Source organism: Virgibacillus indicus, assembly GCF_002266285.1.
In the GTDB taxonomy this organism is placed as follows: Bacteria; Bacillota; Bacilli; order Bacillales; family Amphibacillaceae; genus Virgibacillus_K; species Virgibacillus_K indicus.
This window is the reverse complement of sequence record NZ_NPMS01000040.1, coordinates 1-426: the sequence shown is the minus strand read 5'-3', so window position 1 is coordinate 426 and position 426 is coordinate 1. Positions and strand designations below refer to the sequence as shown.

Below are 426 nucleotides of genomic sequence, written 5' to 3'. Positions count from 1 at the left end.
ACGTCATCCCCACCTTCCTCCGGTTTGTCACCGGCAGTCACCTTAGAGTGCCCAACTAAATGCTGGCAACTAAGATCAAGGGTTGCGCTCGTTGCGGGACTTAACCCAACATCTCACGACACGAGCTGACGACAACCATGCACCACCTGTCACTCTGTCCCCCGAAGGGGAACGCTCTATCTCTAGAGTTGTCAGAGGATGTCAAGACCTGGTAAGGTTCTTCGCGTTGCTTCGAATTAAACCACATGCTCCACCGCTTGTGCGGGCCCCCGTCAATTCCTTTGAGTTTCAGTCTTGCGACCGTACTCCCCAGGCGGAGTGCTTAATGCGTTAGCTGCAGCACTAAAGGGCGGAAACCCTCTAACACTTAGCACTCATCGTTTACGGCGTGGACTACCAGGGTATCTAATCCTGTTCATCGTAGTG

The 426-nt window shown here is 53.3% G+C and carries 1 rRNA gene; it reads right to left on the bottom strand.

The features are described 5' to 3' along the window. A 16S ribosomal RNA gene (locus CIL03_RS19370) occupies nt 1–426 on the bottom strand; the annotation flags it as partial.